General features: G+C 61.6%; 6 protein-coding genes and 1 pseudogene. 3 read left to right on the forward strand and 4 right to left on the reverse strand.

Annotated elements, in window-relative coordinates:
• Positions 1 to 175 (reverse strand): annotated as a pseudogene (locus EEQ99_RS34240) (5-aminolevulinate synthase); the annotation flags it as partial.
• Positions 176 to 420: 245 nt separating this feature from the next.
• Here EEQ99_RS34240 and EEQ99_RS34245 point away from each other — a divergent pair.
• The 3 genes from EEQ99_RS34245 to EEQ99_RS34255 are packed head-to-tail and all read left to right on the forward strand — an operon-like array spanning position 421 to position 1,898.
• On the forward strand, positions 421 to 1,185 hold the full coding sequence (locus tag EEQ99_RS34245) for a heme ABC transporter permease (protein ID WP_052213520.1): 765 nt from the start codon (positions 421 to 423) through the stop codon (positions 1,183 to 1,185).
• Position 1,186: 1 nt separating this feature from the next.
• The gene (ccmD, locus tag EEQ99_RS34250) at positions 1,187 to 1,336 is read left to right on the forward strand and encodes a heme exporter protein CcmD (RefSeq protein ID WP_048338558.1); all 150 of its coding nucleotides are present in this window, start codon (positions 1,187 to 1,189) and stop codon (positions 1,334 to 1,336) included.
• A gap of 1 nt (position 1,337) precedes the next feature.
• Positions 1,338 to 1,898 carry a DsbE family thiol:disulfide interchange protein gene (locus EEQ99_RS34255; protein WP_047619827.1) on the forward strand — a complete coding sequence of 187 codons (561 nt, stop codon included), beginning with the start codon at positions 1,338 to 1,340 and terminating at the stop codon, positions 1,896 to 1,898.
• A gap of 337 nt (positions 1,899 to 2,235) precedes the next feature.
• Here the strand turns inward: EEQ99_RS34255 and EEQ99_RS34260 are convergent, their stop codons facing one another.
• The 3 genes from EEQ99_RS34260 to EEQ99_RS34270 all read right to left on the reverse strand — a co-directional run.
• The gene (locus EEQ99_RS34260; RefSeq protein WP_047619852.1) at positions 2,236 to 2,916 is read right to left on the reverse strand and encodes a CBS domain-containing protein; all 681 of its coding nucleotides are present in this window, start codon (positions 2,914 to 2,916) and stop codon (positions 2,236 to 2,238) included.
• A 74-nt stretch (positions 2,917 to 2,990) separates the two neighbouring features.
• Positions 2,991 to 3,458: a cytochrome c-type biogenesis protein gene (locus EEQ99_RS34265; protein WP_127431936.1), complete on the reverse strand. Its 468-nt coding sequence runs from the start codon at positions 3,456 to 3,458 to the stop codon at positions 2,991 to 2,993.
• Positions 3,455 to 4,513 (reverse strand): cytochrome c-type biogenesis CcmF C-terminal domain-containing protein (locus tag EEQ99_RS34270; RefSeq protein ID WP_280178108.1); only part of this gene is annotated, 1,059 nt, incomplete at its 5' end. The genes EEQ99_RS34265 and EEQ99_RS34270, both read right to left, overlap by 4 nt.

Genomic DNA, 4,513 nt, shown 5'->3' on the forward strand with positions numbered 1-4,513 from the left:
CCATGCCGAGATAGTCGTTGGAGCACCAGACCGTGACTTCCTTTTGGCCATCGGCCGTATGGCGCGTCGCGCGCGGGAAATTGCCGCGGTGACGTTCGAGATCGGCAAAAACGCGGTAACGGCCCTCGGCATGAAGCCCGTCCAGCTCGTTTTTGAAAAACGCTTCGAAATCCATATGCACGCTCCCCTGTGTGGTCCGAGCAATACATTGTGAGGGGTTGGGCGTATTTGATCTTGATCAAGTCGGATGAAGCCCGCGCACCAGGCGGGCGGCTGACGCGCCGGGACCAGCCACGACGAACTGTCCCTTAGCCGCCTGCTGATCGCGGCGGCCGGTCATTCCAATCGTTGCAGCCGACAGGTCGGTTGTTTGATCAACATCAATTATCGGAACGACGTCTGGCATTAAAGCTCGAAGGTATGAGCTCAATTCCACATCTTAAAAACGCAATCGTCGGCCTTGCGCAGCCTGCCAGGTTCCTGGAACTGTCCGAACGCCTGCTTCCTGCACTTGCCGCCCTGACCGCATTCTGCTTCGCGATCGGCCTCTATCTGAGCTTCAGCTCCGACGTCGACTATCAACAGGGGGTAACCGTCAGGATCATGTATGTCCACGTCCCCGCAGCGTGGATGGCCATGCTCTGCTATACGACGATGACCGCCAATGCCATCGGCTCGTTGGTCTGGCGGCATCCCCTGGCCGACGTTGCGGCGCGCGTCGCCGCTCCCCTTGGCGCCGCCTTCACCTTCGTGTCGCTCGTGACCGGCGCGATCTGGGGCAAGCCCATGTGGGGCACATGGTGGGTATGGGACGCCCGCCTGACATCGATGTTCGTGCTCTTCATCATGTATCTCGGCATATTGGCGATCTACCGGGCGATCGACGATCCGGCTCGCGCCGCCCGTGTCACGGCGGTCCTGATCGTCGTGGGTTTCGTCAATATTCCGATCATCAAGTTTTCCGTCGATTGGTGGAACACGCTGCATCAGCCCGCCAGCGTGCTGCGGCTGGGCGGCCCCGCCCTCGACGTCGAGTTTCTACGCCCTCTGCTGGTCATGGGAGTGGCGTTCTCAGCGCTGTTTGCCACGCTCTACGTCGCATCGATAAGAAACGAGATCTGGCGACGGAAGCTGATCAGGCATGACAGGCTCGCAGCAAAAGCCGCTGCTCACCGGGAGACTTGAAATGAACCACGAACACTATGTTCTTGCGGCGTATTTGCTCACCTTCGTGGTCATGGTCACGGCGACGTTGAAGGTCTGGTTCTCAGGACGACGCTACCGCCGTCGGATCGAGGCGCTGGCACGACGTCGGCAGCCTCGCGGAGACCGCTAGGATGCGACGCTACGCCTTCGCTGCGATTCCGCTTGTCGCGTTTCTCGGGATTGCGGGTGCCGTCGCCAATACGCTGTATCGCGAATCCGTGGACGGATATTCCCCCGCCGCTATTCCTTCGGCGTTGGCGGGACGCCGACATCCAGCCGTCGATCTCGCGCCGCTTGCCGGTCTTCAAGCGCCTGGGCTGAACGATCACACAGTTGATGGCCACATCGCCATCGTCAACATCTTCGCGTCCTGGTGCGTTCCCTGTCGGCTCGAACACCCGGCGCTGATGAAACTCGCCAAAGATTCTCGCATAAAGCTGGTCGGCATCAACTATAAGGATGCTCCAGAAAAGGCCGCAGCCTTCCTTCAGGAAAACGGCAATCCGTTCGCGGCAATCGGAATCGACACCACGGGAAGAAGTTCGATCGACTGGGGAGTCTACGGCGTCCCGGAAACATTCGTTATCGATCGCGCGGGACGAATCTTCCTGAGACATGTCGGGCCGATCGACGAGAAAAGCCTCGCGACGGATATCCTACCCGCTCTGGAAAAGATCATCGCCGCCGAATAAGCGGGGCCTCTTCCAGCCGTGTTTGACCTCCATCAAAGAAACGGCCTCGCCTATTGCGTATGTCGGTTTGGCGGGTCGGGATTTTCCCGTGTCAAGGGGGGAAACTTGACAGAGGCTCGCTCGGTTTTGGGGCGCAACACCGAGTGAGCCTCCTCGCGTCAGATTACCCTCACCAATGAGCACCGTGCGGAGACGCCGAGAGCGACAGCCGAAGCCGCGCCGCTAATTCCAGCAAAAAGTGTGTCGCGGTTTTGCGTCCGGAATTGCGTGAAAACAAATGGGGCGCGGGATGAACTGTTTCCACGCCGTGGCAAAGATCTAGCTTGGACGTGCTGTTTCAGCCCCTTTCGGTTACGGTCAGCCGAGCGATCTGGAGCCGATCCCGATAGGCGCCGACGCCCAGGCTTTCGACCAGGGTGCGAACAGCCTTTTGCTTCAACTCCGACTCCACGTTGCCATCGAGTGTCACCTGGCCGTTCTTCACGGTCACTTGGACCTTCTGAGGCGTTATCCCCAACTCCGACCTCAGGCGCGTTCGAACCGCCAGCCTGATCGATTCATCTTCCTTTGGCAGCGGCGCCGTCTGGGCATTGATGATCAGGCCGAGGATGTCTCTGCGGCTGACAATCCCGACAAGACGTCCGTCCTCAACGATCGGTAGCCGCTTGATCCGGTGCGCCTGGAGGCTTTCGGCGATATCCGATACCTCGCTGTCGGGGCACGCCACGATCACATCCTGAGACATGACATCGGCGACACACCAGCCATTCCTGGAAATATATCGCTCAAGATCGATCTCCGATATCATTTCGGGCGCGCGGGCGGCGCGGGGGGAGAATCGGATCTCTTTCCGCAGCAGCAGATCGCCTTCCGTCAGCATTCCGCAGACGCGGCCTTCGTCGTCAATGACAGGAAGACCGCTGACGTTGTTTTGCATCATGACGGCGACGGCGTGGCGTATACCGACCGCTGGACCGATCGATACCACGTTGGTGGTCATTATGTCCTTCGCCTGCATTGTCCTGCCTCGTTTATAGGAATTGTTGCTGGAATGACGATAATGCGAGCTCGTCGAGCCGCCATTGATCTTCGTCAAACAATGCGATCTTCGCCAAGAAGGTCGCTCAGCTTCGCCTGTTCGTCGGCTGTCAGCTTGCTGCCGGTCGGCTTACCGGCCCTGTTGCGCGCAAAGACCAGCAATGACAGCCCGCCGAGGGTCACCAGCAGCACCGGTGCGCCCCAGAGCAGCACCGTCTTCATGCCGACACGCGGCTTCAAAAGCACGAACTCGCCATAGCGCGAGACGATATAGTTCAGCACCGCCTCGTCGCTGTCGCCATCGCTGATGCGCTCGCGCACCAGCAGGCGCAGATCCTTGGCGAGATCGGCATTGGAATCGTCAATCGACTGGTTCTGGCAGACCATGCAGCGCAGTTCCGCCGACAGGGCGCGGGCCCGCGCCTCGAGCGCCGGATCGGCCAGCACCTCGTCCGGATTGACGGCAAAGGCGGGGGCCGCCATCAGCAGCAAAGCAAAAGCCAGCAAGAGACGCCGCATCATTCCGCCGGCTCCATTGCAGGCGCAGCAGGCTTCGTGGCTTTCGCCTTCCTACGCGGGGCGCCGACGCGCAGGCGGCGGTCGGTGAGCGAGACGAGGCCGCCGAAGGCCATGATCACCGTTCCGCCCCAGATGCAGAGAATGAACGGCTTCCACCAGATGCGCACGACGATGCCGCCGTCCTTGGTGGCGTCGCCGAGCGAGACATAGAGCTGGCTGAACCCGAAGGTCAGAATGCCGGCCTCCGTCGTCGGCATCTGCCGGGCGGTGTAAAGACGCTTGGCCGACCAGGTATCGGCCACCGCGACACCGGCGCGCCGGATGGTGAAGTGGCCGCGCTCCTCGGTATAGTTCGGCCCGGTCGCCGGCTGCATGCCGTCGAAATGCAGGCTGTAACCGCCGGCCTCGGTGATCCCGCCGGGCTTCATCTCGATGACGTATTCGCTCTGGAAGGTCGTGACGGCGACGATGCCGAGCACGGTGACGCCGAGCCCGGCATGGGCAAGAGCGGTGCCGAAGGCCGAACGCGGCAGGCCGGAAAGCCGGCGCCAGGCGATACTGGCGGAAACCTTGCCGATACCGGCGCGATACCAGAGATCGGCGATGGCGCCGAGGATGAGGAACAGGCCGGCCGCCAGCCCGAGCACTGACAGCACCGGTCCGCCATGTTGGACATAGAAGAAGGCCACGGCGGCCAGGAAGGCGAGAGCTGCGACGACATAGAGCCGCTGCAGGGCGCCGAGCAGATCGCCGCGCTTCCAGGAAAGCATCGGCCCGAAGGGCACGATGACGATCAGCGGCGCCATCAGCAGGCCGAAGGTCAGGTTGAAGAAGGGCGGTCCGACGGAGATCTTGTCGCCGGTCAGCGTCTCCAGCAGCAGCGGATAGAGCGTGCCTGTCAGCACCGTGCCGCAGGCGACCGTCAGGATCAGATTGTTGACGACGAGCGCGCCCTCACGCGAGATCGGCGCAAACAGCCCGCCGGCAGCGAGCCGCGGCGCGCGGAAGGCAAACAGCGACAGCGCCCCGCCGATGAAGATCAGCAGGATGCAGAGAAT

It is taken from the genome of Rhizobium anhuiense (genome assembly GCF_003985145.1).
Taxonomy (GTDB): Bacteria; Pseudomonadota; Alphaproteobacteria; order Rhizobiales; family Rhizobiaceae; genus Rhizobium; species Rhizobium anhuiense.